Raw genomic sequence first — 25,717 nt, 5'->3', positions numbered from 1 at the left:
TATCTCTTCCGTTTTTCTTTCTTTTGATGGGTACTCACCGAGGTTTTGAATAGTTGGTCGAATAACTTTCTTAACCAAAGTGGGTACTTTTTTTATCCCGCTAATTCACTTTTAAAACAGTTTCTAAGAAAATATATTGATTTGGGTTGATGATATTTTAAAAAACTCTTGGCTTATAAAAGATAATTCAATCGTTTGTGATACTGCTTTCTTAATACATAGAATGAATGGTAAAACTGAGGCATCCTCGTTAAGACTTCAGTATCAATTTACCAAATCAAATGGAAATATGGCCGAAGTTGATTTCACTAAAGAAGAAATCGATAACTTTATTGGGTTTCACGATAAAATCGAGAGCTACTTATATGGCAAAAGCTCAGGCTCTGTTTATTTTATGCTAAATAAAAATTTTAGTCGAATTGGAAGAGCATTACTTTTTGTTAAACAAGCCCGGGAAGCTAGAAACTTAGCATACAAAATTTCCAATTATTGTTCCGCCTTTGAAACTTTATTCTCAACTGATAGCGCTGAATTATCTCATAAACTCTCTGAACGCGTAGCATTTTTTATGGCAAATGAATTTAATAAAATAGAAACATTTAAGACTATAAAAAAAGCGTATTCCGTAAGAAGCAAATTAACACACGGTGACTGTTTAGAGCAAAAACAAATAGACTTGTTAGGAGAATTATCTACAAGTATTGACAATATTTTAAGATCAATCTTTAATAAAATATTAACTAATGAAAGTTTGAAAGAAACATTTGATTCCCCAAAGAACAAAATTGATTCTTATTTTGAAGCATTAATATTTGATGAGAAATCTTAATCTCAAATTATTACTTGCCAATAGAAATAAATAATTTTTCATTTAATTTTCGAACCAAACAAAAAAAATGGTTAAACCGCTTTCGCAGTTTAACCATTTTTCATTTCAAGCCTTTCAACCTTACTTCCTAATTACCGCTCCGAGCTGCTTTTCGAACTGCTGCATCAGGCGGCTCATTGTGCTTTCGATGGTTTTGTCGGTGAGGGTTTGCTGTTTGTCCAGGAGCGTGAAGCTGATGGCGATAGCTTTTTTACCGGCTTCAATTTTGTCGCCTTCGTACACGTCGAACACGTTGATGTCCTGGAGGAGTTTGCGTTCGGTGCGTTCGGCAATCTGTTTTACCTGCTCAAAGCTTACCGTTTTATCCAGCACCAGAGAAAGGTCGCGGCGCACTTCCGGGAACTTCGGCAGCTCTTCGAAAACGGCGTTGTCTTTGTAGTTGCGGGTTAAATATTCCCAGTTTAGTTCGGCGTACCAAACCGGTTCTTTCACGTCGGCTTGCTTGGCTACGGCGGCGTTCACCAGCCCGATGTGCGCCACGGTTACGTCGTTCTTCAGGTAAGTAATGCCATCGGATAAATACGCGTGTTCGGTTGGCTTGGTGCTGAAGTTGCGGGCGTTGAGTTTTATGAGTAAATGTTGTACCGTTTCGGCCAGTTCGTAGAACGAAGTTTTGGCGGAAGGCTGGCGCCAGGTTTCGGCGGCGGTGTTGCCGGTGGCGAATAAAACCAGCTGCGTCTGCTCTTTGTATTTGCCGTTTTCCTGCCAGTAAATTTTCCCGAACTCGTACATTTTAAGGTCTTTCTGCTTCCGGTTAATGTTGCGGCGCAGCGTTTCGAGGCCGGAATAAACCAGCGTTTTGCGCATCACGTCCAGGTCTTCGGAATTGTAGTTCAGAATGCGCACCAGACTTTCGTCGCGGTTTTCGGTACCGTTTTCGTAGTACTTCGAATCGGTGAGGGAGTTGGTCATAATCTCGTGGAAACCCTGGCTCGAAAGCTGGTTCGAAATGGTGCTTTTCAGCACTTCCGGGTCCGGGTGCGGGAATTGCGCCAGGAAACTCGCCGACAAATTCGGTTTCAGTTCTACGTGGTTGAAGCCGTAAATGCGCAGGATTTCTTCCACCACATCGGCTTCGCGTTTCACGTCTACTTTGTGCGGCGGCACGCTCAGTTGCAGGTGGCTTTCCGATTCGCCTTCAATTAAAATATTCAGGTCCGTGAGAATGCTTTTGATGCGCTCCACGCCGATGTACTGGCCAATTAAGCGGTGTACGCGGTCGATGTTCAGCGCAATTTTAAAGTTCTCGATCGGCTGCGGATACACGTCCACAATTTCGGAAGTTACCTCGCCGCCGGCAATCTCCTGGATAATGAGCGCCGCGCGTTTCAGGGCGAAAATGACCATATGCGGATCGGTGCCGCGTTCGTACCGGAACGAAGAATCGGTTTTAATGCCGTGGCCCTGCGCCGTTTTCCGAATATGTTCCGGCTGGAAATACGCCGACTCCAGGAAAATATTGGTGGTTTCTTCGGTTACGCCCGCTTTTTTACCGCCGAAAACGCCCGCAATTACCATCGGTTCTTCGGCGTTGCAGATCATCAGGTCGGTAGCGCGCAGTTTGCGTTCCACACCGTCTAAGGTCACAAACGTTTCGCCTTCGGTAGCTTCCTGCACGATTATCTTTTTACCGGCAATTTTATCGGCATCGAAGGCGTGCATCGGTTGGCCCAATTCGTGCAGCACGTAATTGGTTGCATCCACCACGTTGTTTATCGGCGACAAGCCAATACTTTTCAAACGGTGCTGCAACCACTCCGGGCTCTCTCCTACTTTTACCCCGCTGATGCTTACGCCCGCATATCTCGGACAGGCTTCCGGGTTTCTTACTTCTACTTCGATTGGAGCCGAATTATTTTTCACGTGGAAGGCGCTGATATTCGGCAGATTTGCGTGCACTTTCAGCAAAGCCTGCAGGTCGCGGGCCACGCCGAAATGCGAAGCCGCATCGGCCCGGTTCGGGGTTAAGCCAATTTCGAAAACGCTATCGGATTGCAGCCCAAAGTAATGCGCCGCCGGCGTACCGTTTGGCAAATTCGTATCGAGCACCATAATGCCCGCGTGCGACGTTCCCAAACCAATTTCATCTTCCGCGCAGATCATCCCTTCGGAAGCCGCGCCGCGAATTTTCGATTTCTTAATTTTGAACGGTTCGCCGGAAGCCGGGAATAATTCGGCTCCGACAGTTGCTACTACCACTTTCTGCCCAGCTGCCACGTTCGGCGCGCCGCACACAATTTGCGACGGTTCGGCCTCGCCGATGTTTACCGTAGTAATGCTCAGTTTATCGGCATCCGGGTGTTTTTCGCAGGTCAGCACTTCGCCAATTACAATTCCCTGCAAACCACCTTTAACGCGGTCGTATTGTTCGATTCCTTCTACCTCCAGGCCCGCACCGGTCAGCAAAGTGCCAATTTCTTCAGCAGGTTTATCGGTAGAAATGAATTGTTTAAGCCACTCGTATGATATCAGCATTTTGTTACGATTTTTCGATGTTCGTTTTTTCGAGGTTCGACTTTTTTGGGCTAAAAGGATAGCGTTTTTAGTCGGACTTCTATTTAAATTTATTGGGTCATTTTACTTTTTTGCGTCATCCTGAGCGCTAGCGAAGGACCTTGTCGGCCAGCAGCAGAAAAATTTACTAAAAGCATTTACACTTTTAAAAATTCCCAATTGGGGTTTGTGCTTGCAATTAATGCTTCCTTTTTTGCCCTGGTCCAGCCTTTAATTTCTTTTTCCCTTGCTATTGCCTGTTCAATTCCGGGAAAGGTTTCGAAATACAATAGTTTATAGCAATGGTATTTACCTGTAAAGCTACTTTTGTCTCCTCGATTTTGATAGTGTTGAGCTAAGCGGATTTCAAGGTCATTGGTAACACCTGTATATAAAACCGTTTTATTAGGGTTCGTAAGGATGTAAACAAAAAAATGCAATCCTTTCATCTTGCTAATAGTTAAGGTTTCTGCTGGTCGCCAACGAGGTCCTTCGCTGCGCTCAGGATGACGTTATAATGTAATCCAATTACTAAATTAACCTGCGAAATTAGCTATTTCGGCGCAAAACTTCTCTCCTATTTATGGAAAGTCTTTTCGCCTACCGGAATTTTGATCTGAAGCCGGTTTTCCTGCGGCGGTACCGGGCAGTTGTATTCGGAATTATAAGCGCAGAACGGGTTGTATGCTTTATTGAAATCGATCTCAATGCCGGCAGCGTTGGTTCCGGGCATTGGCAGATCAATGAAACGGCCGCCGCCGTAGGTTTCGAAGCCGTTGGTTTTATCGGTGAAGGGTACGAAAAGCTTCGGCTGGCCTTCTTCTTTAACTTTTTTGAATAGCGTTAAACTGTATGGTTTGCCTTCCAATTCGAAAGTTGCTTTGCCGAATTTAAAGTATTGTTCCGGTTCGCCGCCGGTCATTTGCATCGGGTAGGTTTCCGGGTTTTCGTATACTTCCAGATCGGCCAGGAACTTGTATTCCGGGTTTGGAGCGAAGTAATCTAAGCTATCGAAACTTGGGCGTTCCGGTTCGGTTAAAGGGGAATTACGTCCTTTGAATTCACGGTTTTTGGTTTTCCGCTCCAGGTGAATGGTTTCTAAATACTGACTATTGTTGAAGATTAGGTCGCTGAGGAAATAAACGGCAATTATGCCAAGGCCGAGCAAGATGATCCAGGTTTTTAAGCTTAAACGCATACCGTTTTCAGTTTAAGAATTTAAGCAAAGATACGTTTCTAAAACAAAAGTAGCGCAGGCTTTAAACTCTGCGCTACTTTTGTTAAGATTCTTTTCCTTCTGCTTCTTTACAACAAGCCTTCATCGGCAAAGCTGTAGTAATCATTTTCGGTAAAAATAATATGATCCAGCACCGGCATGTCTAACAGCAAACCGGCTTCTTTGGCTTTTTTGGTGAGCGTGATATCGGCGGCGCTGGGTTTGGTGTTGCCACTTGGGTGATTGTGCACCAGAATAAGCGAACTGCACTTGTGTTCCAAAGCCTGACTGAAAATGATCTTCGGATCGGCCACTGTTCCGGCTACGCCACCACTGCTGATCTGGATCTTTTTCATGACTACATTGGAACGGTTCAGCAGAATGATCCAGAATTCTTCGTGGGGCAGATCGAGCAAATTTGGTTTTATGTAGTTATAAATATCGGCGCTGCAGGTAATGGTGGTTTTGGCGGCAGCAGCAGTTTCTTTTCTTCTCCGGCCTAACTCCAGCGCGCTCACAATGGTTATGGCTTTCGCTTCGCCGATGCCTTTTATCTTCCTTAAGTCTTTTATAGAAAGTTTAGCCAGTGCATTCAGGTCGTTGCCTACGGCGCTCATAATCAGCTTTCCAACATCTACGGCCGTAAGTTTGGCGGTACCGGAACCAATCAAAATCGCTATCAATTCGGCATCGGAAAGTGCGGAGCGGCCTTTTAGTAACAGCTTTTCTCTTGGACGGTCGTCTTCGGCCCAGCTTTTTATACCGAGGGTTGGAATATAGTTCGTTGCTTGTAACAGGTTTTCAGTCATAAAACAATAGCGTTTTTATTGAAGCACCTAATGTTTGCAAACTCAAAATAGTTCAAGAAGCGGCTCAACCGGCTGAAAAAGCCCGCGTAAGTAGTAAGAATTCCAGAGCTGTATAAAAACCACATGCAAAAACTGATCTTTATTTTCCTGGCCGGATTGCTGGTTTTCCTGGTAGATCTGTACGTTTTCCAGGCTATTCTTACGGCTACGCAGCATCTGAGCGGATTCTGGCAAATGGTAATTTCCCGGCTCTATTGGTTTTGGTACATCATTACGTTTGTTACGCTGGCCCTGGCAATTTTATCGCGCCGCACACCGCCTACTCCTTTCCAAAAGTACTGGGCTACAGTACTTTTTATTGTTTTAGCGTCGAAACTGGTGGTAATATTTTTCTTATTTCTGGAAGATATCTGGCGGTTTATGCAGTTGCTTCTGCAATATTTTTCAGCCGAAAATGATCATGCCATTCCCCGGAATAAAATATGGAGCATCATTGCATTAATTATGGGTACTGTGCCACTTTCGGCATTTATTTATGGCATTGCGCACGGCGCTTTTCATTACAAGGTAAAAAGAGTTGCCCTGCATTTCCCTGACCTGCCGGTTGCTTTTCATGGCTTTAAAATGGTGCAAATTTCTGACCTGCATACCGGGAGTTTTACAAATGAAAAGCCCTTGAAAAGGGCCGTAAAACTGATAAATGCGCAAGAACCCGACGTTATTTTTTTCACCGGCGACTTGGTAAACAATATAGCCGACGAAGTACAGCCTTATATTCCAGTTTTAAGCGAGCTGAAAGGCAAAATGGGCGTATTTTCCGTTTTAGGCAATCATGATTACGGCGATTATGTAAGTTGGCAAACCCGCTCCGCGAAAATTGAAAACCTGGAACGCCTGAAACACGCACACGCGCGCATGGGCTGGCATTTATTAATGAATACCAACGTAAAACTGGAAAGGGAAACAGACCGAATCGCCATTTTAGGTGTGGAGAATTGGGGGAACCGGGCCGGTTTTCCGAAGTATGGCAAACTTTATAAAGCGCACCAGGGGGTAGAAGATATTCCGTTTAAAATTCTGCTCTCACATGACCCCAGCCATTGGGATGGAGAAGTGAACACGAAATTCCCGGATATTCACCTCACGCTTTCGGGGCACACGCACGGCATGCAGTTTGGTATAGATCTGCCTTTTTTTAAATGGAGCCCGGTGCAATATGTTTATAAACAATGGAGTGGCTTGTACCAGAAAGGGCCACAATATTTGTACGTAAACGTGGGGCTTGGTTTCCTAGGTTACCCGGGCAGAGTGGGTTTCCGGCCGGAAATTACGGTTTTTGAACTGCAGCGTAGTTAAGCGAATACCCAAAAAATACAACTTTAACTATATAGTTTGCGTAAGTAGCGCTATAATTTTCAGGTTTCTAAACCGCAAACTAAAACTATGAAAAAACTATTGACCATCTTTGGTACGGCCGCCTTGTTTGCATTTCAGGCTTGCCAGCAAGATACGCCCAAATCAGATGTAAATGCCAATTCAGATGCGCAAAATGATCAAAACGTGCTGGATGTTGACAATAAGGGAACTTCCGGCCAGGATTCCAGCACTGTAAATATGGAAGAACATACCCGTATGAATCAGGCGGCCGAAGAAGCAGACCCGAACCGCTAATTTTGCCTTCGGGAGTTTTTTACCGTAAAAGCATACCGTTTTTTAAAATTTCCGCCGCCGAACAAGCATCTTCAGGCGGCTTAAATTTCACTATTTTTTAATCTTTTGAACTATGAAAAAATCCTTTTTAATGTTGCTGGGTGCAGGGATGTTTGCCTTCGCTGCGTGTAACAAAACCGAAAAAAAAGAGACAGATACCGCCGTGGTAACCGAAAATACCGGATCTGTTGATGAAGAAGCCATGTACCGCGAACGGGCCAAAGATGTAACAAGCCAGATGGCCCGCGATCTGAAATTCGATACCGATACGGCTATGCAAAGCCAGGTAAGCAATGTATATTATACCCGTGCCAAACGCCGCAACGTTGCCCGCGGTAAATATACCGCCGACACCACCGGAATGTACGCTGAAATGCGCGAGATCGATCTGGAAGCCGACCAGGAATTTCAGCGGATCTTAAAGCCGGAACAATATAAAGTTTACGAAACCAACCGCACTACTTATTATGGCGGTTTTGAAGAAACAGATATGCCAAGCCCGGGCTTTGATACGGCCAGCTCCAATTCTATGGGTAGTATGGACCAGGCTTCAGATGCCAGAATAAAAACCAAAACGGAAAAAGATGGCGATACGAAAACCGAAATTGAATCCGGCGATTCGCAAACCAAGATAAAAACGGAAGCCGACGGCGATAGCAAAACCAAAATAAATACGCCAACCTCCAAAACGGTGATCAAAACCGATAAAGATGGTACTACGAAAATGAGCACCAAGGAAAAATAATTGTTTGTTTTTCCCGTTTCAGAAAAGCCCTGGTTTAAACGCCGGGGCTTTTTTCTTGTCTGAAAGCAAAACGATATGGTCCCGAACCAAAAAAAGTATGCAGTATGGCGTTGGGTGCCTGTAGCTTAAATCTTACATTTGCGTATGCGGTTTTTATTTTTGCTGATCTTTCTTATTTCCGGAAGCCTTGGTTGGGCCCAAACCCAATCGGAATGGGTTGTGGTAAGCGGCCGTGTTCTTCAAGCGGAAACCAACAAACCGCTGGCCAGCGTCACGCTCATTGCACGCCCCAGCCGCAGCGGCACTACCACCCTGGCCGATGGCAGCTTTAAATTAAAAGCAAAACCCGGGGACACCATCACTTTTAGCTCGGTTGGTTTTAAAAACGCTACCTATTTGGTTTCCAAAACTGCTTTGCAACCCAACCTTAAAATTTTGCTTGCGGAAAAAAGCCAGGAGCTGCAGGAAGTAGAAATTACTTCACGGCCATCGGCGGAAAAAATTAACCGCGCGTTGCGCAATATGAAACGCGAGCCAGAACCAGACCCAACCAAGGCGCCGCCGCCGCCAAAACCACTTTTCGAGGAAAAAGAAACTACCCCGGTGCAGGCAACTGCTTTCGAAAACCCGGCTTCATTTCTGTATGAAAAATATTCGCGGGAAGGAAAAGAACGACAGAAAATGGCCGAAATTCAGAAAGCCAAACGCGATTCTGTAGCTCAGAAAAAACAAACGGAATACGACCAGCTTTTCCTGGACCGCAACAAACCTTTTAAGCAGGATTACTTTTATTACCGCCGCCGTTAAGCTTTGCTGCTTGCTGACTTTTTAAGGCAAAAACGCTACCGTTTTTTTCACCAAAACTGCAATGCAGATAATTTTGTTTGAAGTTTCAATTACAGTAATCAAGCAAATATTTCGGGTAAATTTATTGATCTAACCTACGCAGTTTACGCATCATTAAATGCGGTAGCGGCGCCCAGAAAACTGTTTCTATTCCGGCTTTTTTCAGGGCAGTATTGGTCCAGCCATTGCAGGTTTTTATGAGCGAGAAACGGCCGTTTGCTTCGTAAAAATTATCGGTGCGGGTATAGCCTTTATTTTTTATCAGTAAAAACCTACCGTTTTCATCCCGCTGAAAGGTATTGAAAATGTATTGCACCAGTTTGGCGTATTGTTCTTCCGTAAGGTGCAGTTCAATTTCGTTTTTACCGGGTTTGGGAGCTGCTGCAAAATAATAAACGTGCATAGCGCTTTTGCCAATTCCCAAAGCCGCCGACAAAGCTATATCTAAATTCAGGTCGCTCCATTCGGGGGTTTCCATGTAAAAGCGGCGGTTGCCCCAGCCAAAACCAAAATGCGTGAATGTAGAATCGGCGCCGGGATAATCTTTTAAACGCAAATGTTCGCGCCAATCTATGGTGTTGGTGCTGGCCGGTAACACTAAATCGGTGTGTACGCCGTTATCTATTACAAAGACCTGAATTCCTTTTTCTGCCTGCGCAAAACTAATGTTTACCGGTATAAGCCCGAAAAAAACGATCAGGCTGCAGTAAAGCAAAGTAAAACCCAGCAAAAAAGCTCCAAATCCCGCAACCCAACGGGCTATTTTCACGAATGCAGTTTTCATGCTTTTTATACGGGAAGCCCTGCAAGGTAACCCCGAAATATTAAAAGAGCTGAATCCATAAAAATTACAAAAAACTGCGCTAAAAAATGGCATTGAAATTGCCATAAAAACTAAGAAAGCAAACTTTTGGAAACCATGCAAAACTTACGAGAAGAAAACAACCGCATCAGTCTGGAACTGAACCACGAAATACGCTACTGGACCCAGCAATTACAATGTAGCAAAGAAGAATTACGCCGTGCCGTTAGAAAAGTAGGCGCCTGTGTAACCGCTGTACGCCGCGAACTTGCCCGGTAGGTTCAGCAGAAAATTATTTGCAACCCTTGCAAAAATATCACTTTAAAATACAATAAAAACCAGGGAAAATCGTTTGAGAATTCAGGGCTTCCGGATCAGGTTTATCAGGCCATCTTCCGAAACCACTACCGCCAAGCAATTATGCGAACTCGTTTCTATATAACGGATAGCCGAATTGTACCGCGCGCCACGCGCTGCATCACCGTTTTCCGAAGCCAAACCATCCAATATCAATCCAATTGCGTGGCAACGACCTTCTGTATCGAGCAGCATGGCGCCGTCTATCTGGGTTAGTTGCCGGATGAAACTCGGTGCCATGGCCATGGGCGAAACTTTAAAACTCTGCTTTTCCAGTCTTTTTGCTTCTTCCGCGGCTCCTTCCGAGATCACTACAATAGTTCCGTGGCGCAGTTTGGTTACTTCGTGCATCAGCAGCCAGAGTTTCTGCGCATTTTCTTCAGCTAAGTCCGGAAAAGTCAGTCCCAGATCACGGCGAAACTTCTGCTCTCCAAGCTGACCTTTTGGTAAATTTGGCACACCATACGCCACTTTTATCATCACATGGCCAGCATGCATAAATTCCCAGGTATAGTGCTTCGTGAAATTGATCATAAACACTTCGGCTTTGCTGAAATCGTGGCCCGGCTTCAGACTTCCCAATCCGTAAACATTTACTGCATCCGAAAGCAGGCGAATATTTCCTTCCGCCAATTCAAGCAGTTTGCGAACCGAGCGGTAGTCGCGCAGCGGTACGGGAGTATCGAGGGTAAGTAACTGGTAAATTTCCGGGTGATTTCGTTTGGCCAAAAGCATAGAACCAACACCTTCCGAACCTTCATATTTTAAAGCTGAAATGGCGTTGCAGGCATCGAACAAACCATGGCTCGAACCGGCTGGAGTATACATGAAACGCTTTCCTGCGGCGCGCAAAACTTCGCTGTAATCGCGGTCCAGAATACTTTTCCCGGAGGCAAATTCGGTTTCGTGCAAGGCTTTAACGCAGTCGTTCAGAAATTCCGTAACGGTGGCATCCAGAAAAGAAATAGCCGGTGTGTGGGTCTGTCTTTCCGGAACCGGCGGCAATACATAATGCGAAAGAAAAATATTCCGGTCGAAATGCAGCGTTACAAACACCAGCATATCGTTTATCCAAACCGGGCAGGCACAAAAAGAAAGACGGTTGCTTTCCTTTTCCAGGTTCAGCTCATTCAGCAAAACCTGCAGGTTTTTTCGGAGCAACTGCTGCTGCACAATGCGTTCGTGGCGTTCATTTTCACTTAAATGGCCGCTGTCTTTATAGCGTTCGGCTTCCTCTTTTTCAAATTTGGCAACCTGAAAAATAAAGGGCTGAAAATGTTCGAAATCGAAATTAATTTCCGAAGGATCCAGAATGAGCGTGTAATTTCCTTTTTTCCCGGTCTGCCCGAAAGCAGCGATCGAAACTTCCGGCTTCAGGTTGCGGTCAAGGCCCGAAAAAATGCCCTCGGCAGCCAGTTGCGCCGACACCCGGAATAAGGTTTGGTTATGCCACATCTGCGCAAAAAATTAGAATATCAGGAGAGAAAAACGGTAGGCTTTCAAGGCAAAAAAGTAAGATATTAATTTCTGAAACATTCAGCTGCATTTATTAAACGGATTACCAGAGATCTTGCGCATATTCGTAAAGCCAGCCGATCAGTTTGGCAAGCCCATACATTACCAACGCAAAAGCCAGCACCATAATGATAATAATTATGGTCAGAAAACCGGCGCCCGAACCCTGATATTTACCCTCGTGATAATGCGCTTTCAGCATCCGTACATTGCGGTCGTTGGCTTTGTAACCAAAATCGAAAAGCGCGCCCAGAATCGGAATACTGCCAATAACCAGATCCAGAATAATGTTCACCACCATCCGGATGATCAGGTTTCGGCTGGCGCCGTGGCGTGCCATGGTTAATACCAACGCTCCGGAAACCGCAAATGTAGAAACATCGCCCAGAAAAGGCACCAGCCCCAGGATCGGGTCCAGCCCAAAACGAAAATTCGTGCCCGGCAAGCGAAACTGGCTATCCATTAAACGCGAAACACTTTCCACCCACCGCAGCTTTTTTGCATCGTCAGAAGCAGACATATATAGCAGTTTGTTTATTCATTTTTCTGCTTACGGTTTTACGCCAAAAGGTTTGCAAAGGCCACATATTTCCAACCCTGTTTTTCATTTCCCTTCAGGAAAACGCTATGCTTTTTCTCCCAAAAACTCAGCCCTTTTCCGTGTTTTCAATGCTAACCATACCAAAACAAATTCTCACGAAAAAACCGCCGGATCGCTTTCAAATTACAATCTTTTTAGATATATTAGAATTCTTAAAAGCTGTTTTCGGATGAAGTTTTACTTTTTCAGCACAGTACCCGTTAGCTCTGTTCCGGCTTTTAAAGCTTACTACAGCCCGCAAAACCTCAAAGCCACCCGAATTTCGGCGGGTATTGTTGGCTCCATTTCTACCATTTTAGTAGCCCTCAACCTGCTTTTCGGTTACGAATCATTAGACGCTAACAATCCGTTTTACGCCCAGGTGAACCTGCTGCTGGCAGTTATCTGCGGTTTTATCTTCGCAGGCAGCTTTTTGCCTTTTCAAAAACTGACATTCATTAATCCCAAAAACCACATTCAGCTTCTCAGCTTTGCATTCAGCTTTTTCTATACACTTAGTTGCCTTGCCGTTACGCTGGTGCAACTCGAAAGCCCGAAAAGCTCCCTCACGTTATACCTGCTTGGCTTAACCGCCGTAGCCGTACTCTGGAATTTCGAATTCAGGCAACACCTGCTTTTCATTTTCCTTATTGAAGCGGCATTTATTTTGGGTATGCAAACCTTGCAGCTCGGCCCTAACGACCAGATCCAGAACTACATCCTTTCGGTTTTTCTACTATCGTTCTTTTACGTAGCCGCGCGATTATTTTACAGTTTCAGGGCCAACCATTTCATGCAGCTTCAGGAAATTGAAAAGAAAAACGCTGAGATTCAGGACATCAGTCAGGCCAAATCCGATATTCTGGGCGTAGTTGCGCACGATCTTCTCAGCCCATTTGCCAGCATCGAAGCGCTGATAAACTTATTACGCAAACAAAAATTACCCCCGGAGAAACAGGAACAATATTTTGAACTCGTACTTTCGCAATGCCGCACCTCCCGCAGTTTAATAAACGACCTGCTCGAATCTGCCCGCTATGAAAATGAAACCAGTTTCCTTACCGAAAAAACGGACATAAATGCGTTTCTGGAAGAGATTTGCACCAAATGGAAAACGCAGGTAAAAGATCTGCGGGAAATAAACTTCATTAAACCCCATGCTCCCCTTTACGCCAATCTGAATAAAGAACGTTTCAGCCGCGTACTCGATAATTTGCTGGCGAACGCTGTAAAATTCACCTTCGAAAACGGTCAGATCACCATAAATCTGGCCCGCAAAAATAAAGAGTTGCTCCTGTACATTTCCGACGACGGCATTGGAATACCGCAAAATTTGCACCCTTATTTATTTCAGCGTTTTTCGCAGGCGCGCCGTAAAGGCCTGCAAGGCGAAGATTCTACTGGACTTGGCTTAAGCATTACCCAACAACTCGTATCGCAGCACGGCGGCAGCATAAAAGTAGAAAGCGCCGAAAATGCCGGTACTACTTTTGCCATAACGTTGCCAGCTATTTAGTTCTGTTTCCAGGCAGCAAAATCTCACTAAAAAAACGGTAGGGTTTTGTGCTCAAAAACTATGTTTCCTGCTCCTTCTGAACTTATTTAAGTAAAACGGTAGGGATTTCAGAAGAAAAACTGAAGGTTGCGCGCTAATATACTTAAAGCTCCTGTTTTCATACTCCTTGTTAAAAACACCTTATTTAGTATAATTAAGCCAATAAATTACTTACCTTTGCGGCAAAACAAAGTGAATTCCTTTACCGGTTAATATGAAATTATTCTTCCCCGTGCTACTGATCATAGCACTGGCAACTTCCTGCGTCAGCCAGAAAGAAGTTACTTACTTTCAGCCAGATGATATAAGCAAAGACTCCGCTCAAATTGCCGTTCAGGAAAAATTCATCCGGAAACTTCAGTCCGGCGACATACTTTCTATTCACGTAAGTAGCCTGAGCCCCGAAGCAAGTGCCATGTTCAATCCCTACCACATGTATGGAGCAACTTCAGTTCAGCAAACTACACAAACGAATGCCCCATCACCGGCCACCGGTTTCCTGATAGATGAAGAAGGCAATATTACCTTACCTCTGGTTGGCAAATTAAAGCTGGCAGGGTTAACAACCAAAGAAGCAGCCACCCTGGTTACTCAAAATCTGGATAAGTACCTGCAGCAACCAACCGTCAACATACGCATCATCAACTTTAAGGTTTCAGTTTTGGGTGAAGTTACCCGCCCGTCGGTTTACACCATTCCGAACGAAACCATCACGCTCCCAGAAGCCTTGGGCTTGGCAGGCGACCTGACCATTTATGGCAAACGCAGCAACATCCTGGTGATCCGGGAAACGGAAGGCAAACGCGCTTTTAACCGAGTGGATCTTACCAAACGCGATTTCTTCAATTCGCCTTATTACTACCTGCATGCCAACGATGTGATCTATGTTGAACCCACCGCTGGCCGCATTACCTCCACCGACCGCGCCGTGCAGCTAGCCCCGGTTGTTTTAAGCGGTTTGAGCATTGTAGCGGTAATTCTAACCGCATTTTTAAGATAGCCGGAATTAATTCACAATTAAGTTACCGCCTATTAAACTTATTTCAGTTACACCTTGTTTGCCCCGAAGCTTCCGGAAAACCAGTAGCAGATAAGATAAACAGGCGCCATAATATTTTCAGATGAACAATACTACTTCCCGAACCAACATTCCTGTAAACCCTTTCTATTTTCCGCAGGAAGAAGAAAACGAGATCAATCTGAAAGAACTGGTTTACAAGTACCTGGCCTACTGGAAATGGTTTGCTCTTTCGCTTACCCTTGCTTTGGCTGCGGCTTTCTTCTACCTGAAAACCCAGAACCCGCAATACAAGATCACCAGCAGCCTCCTGATAAAAGACAACAAGAACAACCTGGGCCAGGATGACCTGATGAAACAGCTCGACATCTTCTCTTCCAACAAAGTGGTAGATAACGAGATCGAGATCCTGAAGTCTTTCACGCTCATGGAAAAGGTAGTAACCAACCTGAACCTGAACATACAATATTTCACCTCCGACCAGTTCAAAGACATTGAATTATACGGCCAGACCTCCCCTATCCATCTGGAAGTAATAAAAGCCAACGACCTGGCCTACGAAGAACCTTTGGAAGTAAAGATCCTGAACAAGAATTCCATCGAAATCAACGGGAAATCTTATCCGGTAAACCAGGAAGTACAAACGGAATCCGGAACTTTCAAAATTGCCCTTACCGGAAACAACCCGGAAATGAAAGAACTTTCGGTTCATCTTTCGCCAATTCAAGCCTTGGTAGAAGGCTATCTGGAAAATCTGAAAGTAGAAACCAGCTCAAAAATGTCGTCGGTACTGATGCTGAGCCTGGAAAGCCCGGTGCAGGAAAAAGGCAAGGATATCCTGAACAAACTGATCGAAGTTTACAACGCTGCCGGCCTGGAAGATAAAAACAAAGTAGCCGCCAATACCCTCGTTTTCATCGACGAACGTTTAGCCCTGATCTCTAAAGACCTGACTGAAGTAGAAAAGAACGTAGAAGAATTCAAATCCCGCGAAGGCATCACTGATATCAGTGCAGAATCGAAACTATTCCTGGAAAGCGTGAAGGAAAACGATGCGCAACTAAACCAGGTAAAGATCCAGCAAGGTGTACTGAACAGCATCGAACAATATGTACGCAACAAGGAAAATAAAGCTGGCACCGTGCCCGCAACTTTAGGCCTGAGCGACCCGGTACTATTAGGCTTATTAGATCAGCTGGCTGAACTGGAAGCAAAACGAGTACAAACCAGCAAACTGGTAAAGGCCGACAACCCGATGATGATCGCGATCGAAGATCAGATCAGCAACCTGAAAAAGAGCCTGAACGAAAACATCCAGACCTTCCGGAAAAGCCTGGCCATTACCCGCCAGCAACTGGAACGCCAGAACGCCAAAATGGAAAGCCTGATCCGCACGGTGCCCGGCAAGGAACGCGCCTTACTCGATATTTCGCGCCAGCAGGCTATCAAAAATAACCTTTACATCTTCCTGTTGCAGAAACGCGAAGAAACTGCCCTGGCCTATGCCTCCGCCGTTTCCGACAGCCGCACCATCGATGAAGCCCGCAGCAGCAACAAACCGGTAAAACCGGTAAAACGCAATATTTTCCTTTTATTTGCTTTGGCCGGCTTAGGCATTCCGTTCGGTTTTATTTACCTCATCGACCTGTTGAACGACAAGGTGAAAAACAAGCAGGAAATCAAAAAAGCAACCCAGGCCCCGATCCTGGCCGATATCTCATTAGGCGATCAGGAAGAAGCGATAGTAATCAACCACCAAAGCCGCAGCGTAATTGCCGAACAGATCCGCGGTTTACGTACCAACTTGTCATTCCTGGCACCAGGCAAAGGCGTGCAAACCATCCTGTTCACTTCCAGCATCAGCGGCGAAGGCAAATCTTTTGTTTCCCTGAATTTAGGCGCCAGTTTAGCGATGACGGATAAAAGAACGGTGATCCTGGAAATGGATATGCGGAAACCAAAACTACATGCAGGTTTGGAAATTCCGAATACAACGGGTATTAGTAGCTACCTGATCGGGAAAGCTGGTTTACATGAAATTCTACGCCCCGTTTCCGGGCAGGAAAACTACTACGTGATCACCTGCGGTCCAATTCCTCCAAATCCGGTAGAACTACTGGTTAATGGTCGTTTATCTGAACTCTTCCAGGAATTAAAAGAACAGTTTGATTACATTGTAGTAGATGCTCCACCGGTAGGAATGGTAACAGATGCCCAGGTCTTAGGACAACACGCTGATGCAACCCTGTTCCTGGTGAGACATAATTTTACACACAGGAGTTCTTTAAAACAGATAGATGCCTTATACAAAGAGCAGAAATTCCAGAATCTGAATTTGGTGTTTAATGCAGTAAAGCATGGCGGTAAATACGGTTATGGATATAGTTATGGTTATGGATATTATAATTAAGAAACAGTAAATTAACCTTTAATTAATGAGACGAAAATAGTAAGATATAAATTGAATTATTAACTATTAAAATCAATAGTGAATTTATAAAAATGAGTGTAAAAAGAAATTTTGTATTTAATAGCCTCATATTAGTTTCTCAATACTTAATGCCATTAATTATTTTCCCATACATCTCAAGAATATTTGGTGTCGAAAAAATAGGTTTGGTAAATTTTGTTGACAATATTATAAATTATTTTATACTCTTAAGTACACTAGGGTTAACAATTACCGGTGTAAGAGAAATTTCTAAAAACAAAGAAGATCAAAATAATCTAAACAAGATATTTTCAGAATTATTCATAATTCATATAATTCTAACACTAATATTTTTAATTATCTACTTAGTAATAATTTTTTCGTTTGATAAATTTAAAGAAAACCAAATATTATATTTGATAGGGGCGTCAAAATTAATATTCAACATATTTCTAATTGAATGGCTTTATCGCGGACTTGAAAATTTTAAATATATAACCATTCGGTCCATTTTAATAAAAGTTTTATATTCAATTTCAATATTCTTATTAGTTAAAAGTCCTACAGATATTAATATCTACTTTGGACTAACCTGTGGTATATTAATCTTAAATGCAATTTCGAATTTTACCTATTCAACGAAATTAATTAAATTAAAAATTAAGAATTTAGAACTAAAACAGCATTTAAAATCAATAATAACATTAGGTTCATACATAATAATAACAAGCTTGTACACAACATTTAATATAACTTACTTAGGGCTTGTAACAAACAACAATTCTGTAGGAGCTTATACAACATCTCTAAAAATATACACAATAATTTTAGGTATCTTCACAGCTCTAAACGAAGTGTTGATCCCTAAATTGTCAAAATTGGCAATTGAAAACAGTTTGGCAAAGTTTGAACAATTAATTGAAAAATCAGTAAATTTTATTTCTACATTAAGTTTTCCAATTATATTCTCCGGAATACTTCTAACCCCTCAAATAATAAGAATTATAACCGGCCCAGGTTATGAAGGATCAATAATTTGCCTTAGAATACTATTACCTTTATTGTTTATAATTGGCTTTGCACAAATACTTTCAAACCAAATATTGATTTCCTTTAAAAAAGATAAGGAACTGTTAATAACGGCAAGTATTGGAGCTTTAGTAGGAGTTTCGTTTAATTTAATTTTTGTATCAGATTTAAAAGAGGCTGGGACTGCACTTGTGCTACTTGTATCAGAGTCTATTGTAACATTAATTCTATTAGTATTCTGTTTAAAAAGAACAAAAATCCGAATACCGCTAAAGTTAATTTCCAAGCACTTGATATTAGCAGTTCCATATTTACCAATATGTTTTATAATAAAAGAAAATATAAATAACGATTACCTCGCCTTACTAATTTCAGCATTTTTTTGTATTATTTATTTTACAATTAGCCAATCACTTTACCTTAAAAATGAATTACTTATTGAAAATTACAACAGATACTTTAAAATCCCACTGAAAACAGGCGTTAAAATGAAACCTAAAATAAATGCTTAGTAAGACTAAACTAGAGTTAATATTTTTATTTTTATTAATACCCATTTCAATAAACTTTTTTGAAGCAAAATTTATCTCCAAAGAATTTATCCAATTAACAAAATCAGTATTAACCCTTATAGCCTTACTTATTTCTTTCAAATACATTTTTATAACAAAGGGGCAATTTATTACTCCGATAAAATTGATGCTATTTGCCATTTCTACCTCAATTTTAATGGCTTATAATGTATGGGACCAATCTATTTTCGATACATTAAAAAGTACTTTACCTTATTTAATTTGGGTCTTATTCTTCTATTTAGTTAATAATAAAATAAAAATTCAATCAGTTGAAAAGATAATTATCTTCTATGGAATTCTTTACATAGGATTATACTACTATCAATTTATAAACTCTAATACCGTACTATTTGGATTCAAAGATGAATTTAAACTTGACAGAGGAATCATTCGGATTGACTTTCCAGGAGGAGGAGTATTTTTTTTATCGGCATTTATAGCGTTAACCAAAATAACTGATTCAATCAAGTATAAAGGTATTTGGATAGCTTTTTTCTTAATCTGTTTATTAGTAACAGTTTTACAAGTTACCAGGCAAAATATAGCTACCATATTTATAGTAACTGCTTTTCATTTTTTAAGAAGTAAGAGTCTTGTCCAAAAAATATTCATAACGTCTATTATTTTAATTTGCTCAGTTTCTATTCTAAATTCTGAAAATGAATTGGTTAAAGGGTTATTAGAAACTCAAAAGCAAACTGAAGAATTGGGATCAAATTATATTAGAATACAAGCAGCTAATTACTTCCTCTCAGAATACTCTCCTAATATAATAAGCCAGATTTTCGGAAATGGAGTACCATGGGGGAATTCAAAATATGGAGCTTACGAATCAGGACTCCATGGTATGGGTTACTATTTAACTGATGTAGGCCTTATTGCTGTTTATACTTTATTTGGAATTTTAGCAGTTCTGGCTTATGTAATTATTTTTATCAAAAGTTTCAAAGTTGAATTGCCTCAAAATTATTATTATTTAAAATATTATTTATGGTTTATTATGGCTACATCGCTCACCTCCTCATATTTATATCATTCAAACTTTTTAATAACTACAATTATAGTATTAAGTATTTATCAAATCAATATTAATTCTATAAAAGAACCAGTTATAATTAATTCTTAAATAGTAAATCAATTTTTTTTTAATAGGCTTATAAAACATTTGAAATTAAATGGAACCCGAAAAGATTAAATTTTCAATAGCAATTCCAGCCTACAAATCAATATACTTATTAGATTGCATCAAAAGCATTTTAAACCAAAATTATAAAAATTTTGAATTAATAATACTCAATGATTGCTCACCTAACCCAATTGGTGAGATAGTACAGCAAATTAAGGATGACAGATTAATATATTTGAACAATGAAATTAATGTAGGAGCAGAAAAATTGGTATTAAACTGGAATAAATGCCTACAAATTGCAACAGGTGATTATTTTATTATTATGGGTGATGATGATTTAATGGAACCTATATATCTTGATGAATTCGTTAAATTGATTGAAAAATTTCCAAACCTGGATGTTTACCATTGCAGGTCAAAAATAATCGATGAAAACTCAAAAGCCTTTAGTCTTACCCCCTCATGGCCGGAGTTTGAGACTGTTTATGACAATATTTGGCATAGAATAAGTGGGCATAGGTTACAATATATTTCAGACTTTGTATACAAAACGAAAACTTTAAAAGAAAACAATGGCTTCTATTATTTACCGTTAGCTTGGGCTTCTGATGATATTACCGCATATATCGCATGTGGAAAAAGAGGAATTGCCCACACCAACAATCCAGTATTTAATTATCGACAATCAAGATATACTATTTCCTCAACTGGGAATCCCTTTCTTAAAATGCAGGCTGCAATTATGGAAGAAAGATGGTTTAATGATTTTCTAAAGAATGAACCGATAAACGAAGTAGATAGAACGATTAAATCAGAATTAAAGGAAAAGATTAATAAATACATTAGAAATAAAAAAAACGCCATTATTAAAGACTCCTTAAAAAAAGACTTAAGAACAAATTTATTGAACTGGATCAGGTTTAAAACCAAATACGAATTGTCTATCAGAGACTTGGCAACTTCTACGCTAAAGCAATTATATAATTAAAGATTTAACAATTAAAAAACTAAGTGAAATACAGATTGGCTATTTTCTATAAGCCTATTTGAAAAATTACTTTAATATATAACAAGCAACTAAACAATTATGGAGAAGATCCTTTTTATTACAAAAGTTTGCTTTCTCGACGCAGCATTGGAATATATAAATCAAGTAAAGCAAAATTATATTCTGGATGTTCTAATTGAGATTGACCCTCACTCAAAAAATCAGAATATTTTAAATTTAGAAGATTTACCACATACCGGCACATTTTTCCTGCCAAATCAATTAATGAACAACTTTGATTACGCCGCATTTATTCCTTATATGCAAGGTTGTAATTCATTTCAATTTTTTGTGCATCAAAACCCCAAGAGCCTGCATTGGTCTTCATTCAAAAAGTCTTTTCAACTTTTCACTTTTATAAAAAAGCTTCAGCCTGACTTTATTCATTTTGATGATGTATCCATCAGATTAATTCCACTGACTTTTCTTTTAAAGAAAAAAAACAAATTGATAATCAATGTGCATGATCCTGTACAACATTCAGGGGAACGCAATAAGAAATTTTTACTTGCCAGAGCCCTATTCTATAAGAAGGCCGTAAAATTTATCACTTTCTCTGAATTCAGCCAAAAATTATTTTTTAATATATATGGTAATAAAGTTCCATGTATTCAAGTAAAGTTGAAACCTTATAAAATCTATACTTACTATTTAAAGGACAAAAATTATAAAAAGCAATACATTACTTTTATTGGAAGGCTATCAAATTATAAAGGGATAGATTTATTTATTGAATCGATAAAATCATTAAGTCAAAAATATCCTTCTCAAAAATTTATAATTGCTGGCCAGGCAACAAATTCTTTTAATTTGGATAGTTTTTCTGAGCTTGCTAAAAACCCAAATATAAAATTTTTCCTAACGCATTTATCGACTGAAGCGGTTGCAAAAATCATTTCTGAATCTTTAACAATTGTTTGCCCATATAAAGATGCTACACAAAGTGGTGTGGTAATGACATCACTTGCACTTGAAACGCCCATTATAGCAAGCAATGTTGGTGGTTTACCGGAATACATTGAAAATGGTAAAACAGGAATCTTAACTGATTTTAAAGTTGATTCCTTAACCAAAGCTTGTGAAAAGATGATTACAAATACTCACTTAGAAAAAATAATGGTATCTGAAATAAGAAAGAGTAATAACTCAAATCATAAAATTGATAAAAATAGTTTAGCAGCTATATATTGCTAATACTTATATGGCAAATAAAAAAAAATTATTTTTTATAGTTCATGGACTGAGCGTAGGTGGAGCAGAGAAATTCTTAATTACAATTGCCAATCTATTAAATAGAGAAATTTTCGAAATAACAATTATAAGTTTAAGCCAAGAAAACCCGCTTAAAGCTGACCTATTACCACATATACAATTTATTGAGATCCCCAGAAGGTCAAAATTAGATGTAAGACCATTACTTCAATTAAGAAAATACATCAAGTTAAATAAACCGCAAATATTATTTTGTGTTAATTTTTACACTTTTTTTATTTCAACTTTTGCCTTATTGTTCACCATTGCCAAAACAAGGAGAATTATTTCTTATCATTCTACAGTACATCTTTCAAGAAAAAACCATTTTTTAACAAAATTTTATTCCTTTTTGGTTAGAAAAAATGATTTGATAATAACAGTCTCAGAAAACCAGGCTATTTATACAGCCAATAGGTATAAAATAAATTCAAGCCAATTTAATACAATTCATAATGGAATTGAAACTACTTGGTGGAAAACAAGTCCAAACAATTTAATTAAAGAAAATATAAGAAAAGAATTAGAAATTCCATTAGATTCAAAAGTTATAGTCTTAACCGGAGCTTTTAGACCAGAAAAAAACCATTTAGGCGCTGTAAAAGCTTTAGATATTTTACATAAAAAATTTAAAACTAAGGCATACCTAATCTTTGTTGGCGAAGGTCAAGAAAGAAATCAAACAGAAATCTTTACGAACTCACTTAATCTTAAAAAATTTGTAAAATTTACTGGACTCCAAAAAGATGTCAGACCTTTTTATTGGGCTGCAGATTTATTCACCTTGACTTCAAATAGTGAAACGTTTTCAATAGCTGCATTGGAAGCCATGGCTTGTGGGTTACCGTGTGTACTTACTAATGTTGGTGGGGCAAATGAAATGATTGATAAAAGTTTTAATGGCTTTTTATGCACTACTGACGAAAATGATATTGCGAAAAAATGGGCAGATGCTTTAAAAATCCCCTTTAATTCAAAGACAATTAGCAGCAAAATTCATAATCAATTCAGTTTAGAAAAAATGGTTAGTTTATATTCTAAAATATTTAATGAATTAAGTTAATAATATTTGTCTGATGATTACCTCTAAAAAGGAATTAAATAAATTAATTAAGTCTGACCTATTCAGATATATTGGCAAAGATGACAATTTATCTTTTTATAAGGCTTATTTTACAATACCAGGATTTAAGTTTTCATACTATTTAAGAAAAAGCTCGTACTATAATAAACATTCTTTGAAAGGAGTTATATTTCGATGTTTATTATTGAAATATCAATTTAAATATGGTTTCCAAATTACACCGAATACTCAAATAGGTAAAGGATTTTATATTGGCCATTTTGGGAATATAATAATTAATTCCAAAGCTCAAATTGGAAAAAATGTAAATATTTCCCCGGGAGTCGTTATTGGAATGGCGAACAGAGGTAAGCTGAAGGGTTATCCGAAATTAGGTAATCAAATTTGGATTGGAGCAAATGCTATTATAATCGGAAATATTACAATAGGGAATAATGTTTTAATTGCTCCAGGCTCATATATTAATTTCAATGTACCTGACAATTCAATTGTGTTAGGCAACCCTGGTAAAATAATCCCTAAAGAATCACCAACATCAGATTATATCAACAATATTGTTTCTGAAGAATATTAGCTCAATATATAATATAGCTCCGGTAATTAAATGTCAACAAAATTAATAAATCAATACATTTCTAATTGTGTATTAACTGTAGGGCCTGAGTATAAAAATAGTAAGGGTGGTATAGGATCACTGCTTGAAAAATACAGCCAATATTTTACAGTTTTTAATTTTATACCTACTCATAAACGTCAACTAAAATTATTAGTATTATTTTATAGCATTAAGCAATTATTTCAGGTTTTTAAAGCATTATGTTTTAATTTAAATTTAAGAATTATTCATCTTCATTGTGCAACCCGTGGAAGCTTTATAAGGAAATATATTTTATTTTTTTTGGGGAAATATTTTCTAAAGAAAAAGGTCATTTTACACATTCATAGTGGCGAGTTTATTACTTTCTATCAGCAATCGAATCTTTTATTAAAATATTTCATTAAACATTTAGTTACAAAAGCAGATATTCTTATTTGTTTAACAAATTCCTGGAAAGTTACTTTTAAAGCAACCTTTGGTTTAAATGATGTAATTTCATTACCAAATTTAGTTGATAAAGCGTCTGAGCTAAGTTTAATTCAGAAAAAAACTAAAATTTCTAATAAGACAACTTTTTTATTTCTGGGAATTATAAAAGAAAAAAAAGGCATTTTTGATCTTATTGAAGCAACTGCAATTTTAAAAAATTTATATCCTGATCAATTTGAAGTTTTGATTGGAGGTGAAGGAGAAAGCACTAAACTCACCCAATTAATTAATAAATATAATCTAACAGATTGTATCAAGCGTTTAGGTTGGATCAAGGAAGAACAAAAGCACGATACATTAATTAACTCTGATGTTTATATTTTACCTTCTTATTTTGAAGGTTTACCTATGTCAATTCTAGAAGCTATGTCATTTGGAATGCCAGTTATAGCAAGTAATGTTGGTGGTATACCAGAAATTGTTTTAGATAATGAGAATGGGTATTTAATAGTTCCAGGCGAAATAAATGAGTTAGCAAAAAAAATGGCGGCTTTTTTAGACAACCCTACCTTAATCAAATCAATGGGATATAATTCATTAAATAGAATTAAGGAATATTATCCTGAAAGTGTATTCCTGCAATTGGAAGGCATTTATAAAAGTTTATTAAAATAAATGAAAATATTAGCTATAGCCTCTGCGGGCGGTCATTGGATTCAACTATTACGGTTATTATCGGCTTTTGAAGGCCACGATATTAGTTTCATGTCTACAAAAGCAAGCTTTGCTTCCACTGTAAATGGAATGAGCTTTTATGCTGTTCCAGATGCCAACAGGTGGAATAAGCTAAAATTAATTTACTTAGCTTTTCGGGTAGCAAAAGTTGTTTATACACTGAAACCACAGGTAATTATCTCTACAGGGGCCGCACCAGGCCTTATGGGAATAATTGCTGGTAAATTACTTGGATCTAAAACAATTTGGGTTGATAGTATTGCTAATGTAGAAAAAGTGTCCTTAAGCGGTAAAATAGCACTGCATTTTGCAGATAAAGTATATACTCAATGGCCTGATTTAGCAACTCAAAAAATCACTTTTGCTGGAAACGTATTATCATGATATTTGTAACTATTGGCACGCAAGCCCCTTTCGATAGATTAATTAAAACTTTAGATGAAATTGCACCTCAATTAGAGATGTCAATTGTTGCTCAAGTTTTTGAAACAAGGTATAAAGCAAAAAATATAGAAACATTCGATTTTTTAAATCCAACTGATTTTCAAAAATATTTTTATAAATCAGATTTAATTATTAGTCATGCTGGTATGGGCACAATAATCTCTGCCCTGCAATCAGAAAAACCGATCCTTATTTTGCCACGATTAGCTTCGCTTAACGAACACCGGAATGATCACCAATTAGCAACGGCTAAAATGTTCGACAAACTTAACTTTATTAACGTCTCTTATAATGAAAGCGAATTAATTTTTAAACTAAGAGACATGTTAAATGGAGAATTAAAACCTTTACATAAAATTGGACCCCAAGCTTCCACTACTTTAATAAAATCAATTGAAAATTTTATAAATTCTTAAAATCATCAATCCA

At 39.3% G+C, this 25,717-nt stretch carries 25 protein-coding genes; 18 read left to right on the top strand and 7 right to left on the bottom strand.

Translation table 11 applies throughout. From position 1 onward, the window contains the following. Window positions 1–289: 289 nt before the first annotated feature. Entirely contained in the window at window positions 290–829 is a 540-nt protein-coding gene (locus ACFPIB_RS13285) for a hypothetical protein (RefSeq protein ID WP_378017946.1), read from the top strand. A 120-nt stretch (window positions 830–949) separates the two neighbouring features. On the opposite strand, the gene pheT is transcribed toward ACFPIB_RS13285, so the two are convergent. From pheT to radC, 4 genes are all read right to left on the bottom strand, one after another. After that, window positions 950–3,364, bottom strand: coding sequence for a phenylalanine--tRNA ligase subunit beta (gene pheT, locus ACFPIB_RS13280; RefSeq protein ID WP_378017945.1), 2,415 nt, complete (start codon window positions 3,362–3,364; stop codon window positions 950–952). A 176-nt stretch (window positions 3,365–3,540) separates the two neighbouring features. Beyond that, entirely contained in the window at window positions 3,541–3,831 is a 291-nt protein-coding gene (locus ACFPIB_RS13275; RefSeq protein WP_378017944.1) for a GIY-YIG nuclease family protein, read from the bottom strand. 128 nt (window positions 3,832–3,959) lie between these two features. Further along, the gene (locus ACFPIB_RS13270) at window positions 3,960–4,580 is read right to left on the bottom strand and encodes a DUF1684 domain-containing protein (RefSeq protein ID WP_378017943.1); all 621 of its coding nucleotides are present in this window, start codon (window positions 4,578–4,580) and stop codon (window positions 3,960–3,962) included. A gap of 107 nt (window positions 4,581–4,687) precedes the next feature. Then, entirely contained in the window at window positions 4,688–5,407 is a 720-nt protein-coding gene (gene radC, locus ACFPIB_RS13265; protein WP_378017942.1) for a RadC family protein, read from the bottom strand. A 123-nt stretch (window positions 5,408–5,530) separates the two neighbouring features. On the opposite strand from radC, the gene ACFPIB_RS13260 reads away from it, so the two are divergent. The 4 genes from ACFPIB_RS13260 (at window position 5,531) to ACFPIB_RS13245 (ending at window position 8,669) form a co-directional block, all read left to right on the top strand. Then, window positions 5,531–6,763, top strand: coding sequence for a metallophosphoesterase (locus tag ACFPIB_RS13260; RefSeq protein ID WP_378017941.1), 1,233 nt, complete (start codon window positions 5,531–5,533; stop codon window positions 6,761–6,763). Window positions 6,764–6,850: 87 nt separating this feature from the next. Next, complete coding sequence (locus tag ACFPIB_RS13255) at window positions 6,851–7,078, top strand: hypothetical protein (RefSeq protein WP_378017940.1); 228 nt, start codon at window positions 6,851–6,853, stop codon at window positions 7,076–7,078. Between the two features lie 112 nt (window positions 7,079–7,190). After that, a complete protein-coding gene (locus ACFPIB_RS13250) occupies window positions 7,191–7,862 on the top strand; it encodes a hypothetical protein (RefSeq protein ID WP_378017939.1) in 672 nt (223 codons plus the stop codon). Between the two features lie 144 nt (window positions 7,863–8,006). After that, window positions 8,007–8,669, top strand: a complete 663-nt coding sequence (locus ACFPIB_RS13245; protein ID WP_378017938.1) for a carboxypeptidase-like regulatory domain-containing protein — start codon at window positions 8,007–8,009, stop codon at window positions 8,667–8,669. Window positions 8,670–8,790: 121 nt separating this feature from the next. Here ACFPIB_RS13245 and ACFPIB_RS13240 read toward each other — a convergent pair whose 3' ends face one another. After that, the gene (locus tag ACFPIB_RS13240; protein WP_378017937.1) at window positions 8,791–9,492 is read right to left on the bottom strand and encodes a TIGR02117 family protein; all 702 of its coding nucleotides are present in this window, start codon (window positions 9,490–9,492) and stop codon (window positions 8,791–8,793) included. A 135-nt stretch (window positions 9,493–9,627) separates the two neighbouring features. On the opposite strand from ACFPIB_RS13240, the gene ACFPIB_RS13235 reads away from it, so the two are divergent. Then, window positions 9,628–9,789, top strand: coding sequence for a DUF3606 domain-containing protein (locus ACFPIB_RS13235; protein WP_378017936.1), 162 nt, complete (start codon window positions 9,628–9,630; stop codon window positions 9,787–9,789). 81 nt (window positions 9,790–9,870) lie between these two features. Here ACFPIB_RS13235 and ACFPIB_RS13230 read toward each other — a convergent pair whose 3' ends face one another. Continuing rightward, window positions 9,871–11,322 (bottom strand): DNA integrity scanning protein DisA nucleotide-binding domain protein, encoded by a 1,452-nt coding sequence (locus tag ACFPIB_RS13230; protein WP_378017935.1) that lies wholly within the window; start codon window positions 11,320–11,322, stop codon window positions 9,871–9,873. Between the two features lie 103 nt (window positions 11,323–11,425). Further along, the gene (locus ACFPIB_RS13225; RefSeq protein WP_378017934.1) at window positions 11,426–11,902 is read right to left on the bottom strand and encodes a DUF4112 domain-containing protein; all 477 of its coding nucleotides are present in this window, start codon (window positions 11,900–11,902) and stop codon (window positions 11,426–11,428) included. 250 nt (window positions 11,903–12,152) lie between these two features. Between ACFPIB_RS13225 and ACFPIB_RS13220 the strand changes: the two genes are divergently transcribed. The 12 genes from ACFPIB_RS13220 (at window position 12,153) to ACFPIB_RS13165 (ending at window position 25,704) form a co-directional block, all read left to right on the top strand. Continuing rightward, entirely contained in the window at window positions 12,153–13,478 is a 1,326-nt protein-coding gene (locus tag ACFPIB_RS13220) for a sensor histidine kinase (protein WP_378017933.1), read from the top strand. 253 nt (window positions 13,479–13,731) lie between these two features. Next, on the top strand, window positions 13,732–14,517 hold the full coding sequence (locus ACFPIB_RS13215) for a polysaccharide biosynthesis/export family protein (RefSeq protein ID WP_378017932.1): 786 nt from the start codon (window positions 13,732–13,734) through the stop codon (window positions 14,515–14,517). A 121-nt stretch (window positions 14,518–14,638) separates the two neighbouring features. Beyond that, window positions 14,639–16,945 (top strand): GumC family protein, encoded by a 2,307-nt coding sequence (locus tag ACFPIB_RS13210; RefSeq protein WP_378017931.1) that lies wholly within the window; start codon window positions 14,639–14,641, stop codon window positions 16,943–16,945. Window positions 16,946–17,037: 92 nt separating this feature from the next. Next, a complete protein-coding gene (locus tag ACFPIB_RS13205; protein ID WP_378017930.1) occupies window positions 17,038–18,507 on the top strand; it encodes an oligosaccharide flippase family protein in 1,470 nt (489 codons plus the stop codon). After that, window positions 18,500–19,696, top strand: coding sequence for a hypothetical protein (locus ACFPIB_RS13200; RefSeq protein ID WP_378017929.1), 1,197 nt, complete (start codon window positions 18,500–18,502; stop codon window positions 19,694–19,696). The genes ACFPIB_RS13205 and ACFPIB_RS13200 overlap by 8 nt, the downstream gene beginning before the upstream one ends. A 49-nt stretch (window positions 19,697–19,745) precedes the next feature. After that, window positions 19,746–20,687 (top strand): glycosyltransferase family 2 protein, encoded by a 942-nt coding sequence (locus ACFPIB_RS13195; protein ID WP_378017928.1) that lies wholly within the window; start codon window positions 19,746–19,748, stop codon window positions 20,685–20,687. Window positions 20,688–20,786: 99 nt separating this feature from the next. After that, the gene (locus ACFPIB_RS13190) at window positions 20,787–21,941 is read left to right on the top strand and encodes a glycosyltransferase family 4 protein (protein WP_378017927.1); all 1,155 of its coding nucleotides are present in this window, start codon (window positions 20,787–20,789) and stop codon (window positions 21,939–21,941) included. Window positions 21,942–21,948: 7 nt separating this feature from the next. After that, window positions 21,949–23,061 carry a glycosyltransferase gene (locus tag ACFPIB_RS13185; protein WP_378017926.1) on the top strand — a complete coding sequence of 371 codons (1,113 nt, stop codon included), beginning with the start codon at window positions 21,949–21,951 and terminating at the stop codon, window positions 23,059–23,061. A 13-nt stretch (window positions 23,062–23,074) separates the two neighbouring features. Beyond that, complete coding sequence (locus ACFPIB_RS13180; protein ID WP_378017925.1) at window positions 23,075–23,656, top strand: LbetaH domain-containing protein; 582 nt, start codon at window positions 23,075–23,077, stop codon at window positions 23,654–23,656. A gap of 30 nt (window positions 23,657–23,686) precedes the next feature. Beyond that, entirely contained in the window at window positions 23,687–24,784 is a 1,098-nt protein-coding gene (locus ACFPIB_RS13175; protein ID WP_378017924.1) for a glycosyltransferase family 4 protein, read from the top strand. Further along, window positions 24,785–25,228, top strand: a complete 444-nt coding sequence (locus tag ACFPIB_RS13170; protein WP_378017923.1) for an oligosaccharide biosynthesis protein Alg14 — start codon at window positions 24,785–24,787, stop codon at window positions 25,226–25,228. It abuts the gene before it with no gap. Beyond that, entirely contained in the window at window positions 25,225–25,704 is a 480-nt protein-coding gene (locus tag ACFPIB_RS13165; RefSeq protein WP_378017922.1) for a glycosyltransferase, read from the top strand. The genes ACFPIB_RS13170 and ACFPIB_RS13165 overlap by 4 nt, the downstream gene beginning before the upstream one ends. Window positions 25,705–25,717 lie beyond the last annotated feature (13 nt).

The organism is Adhaeribacter terreus (genome assembly GCF_042657365.1).
Classification (GTDB): Bacteria; Bacteroidota; Bacteroidia; order Cytophagales; family Hymenobacteraceae; genus Adhaeribacter_A; species Adhaeribacter_A terreus.
Note: the sequence above shows the minus strand (reverse complement) of the source record. Positions and strands in the feature narration are given on the sequence as shown.